At 39.5% G+C, this 233-nt stretch carries 1 protein-coding gene; it reads right to left on the bottom strand.

Translation table 11 applies throughout. The features are described 5' to 3' along the window. Positions 1-204, bottom strand: a 204-nt coding sequence (locus KI210_RS08670) for an ATP-binding cassette domain-containing protein (RefSeq protein ID WP_212781470.1), incomplete at its 3' end; no start/stop codon positions are given. Positions 205-233: the final 29 nt, after the last annotated feature.

Genomic DNA, 233 nt, shown 5'->3' with positions numbered 1-233 from the left:
CAAATCATAGCCAGTAACTTCCAACTTGCCTGATTGAATTGGCTCCAAGCCATTGATGGTTCTGATCAGAGTTGACTTTCCGGAACCGGAAGATCCGATGATCGTTACAACTTGGCCCTCTTCAATTTCCAAATTAATGTCCTTCAAGGCATGAAGCTTGCCATAGTATTTATTAACGTGATCAAATTTTATAATCGCCCTCATTGGTTATACACCCTTCCTTCAATTTATTA

The organism is Lactobacillus corticis (assembly GCF_018327645.1).
GTDB lineage: Bacteria > Bacillota > Bacilli > Lactobacillales > Lactobacillaceae > Lactobacillus > Lactobacillus corticis.
This window is presented reverse-complemented; position numbering and strand designations above follow the sequence as displayed.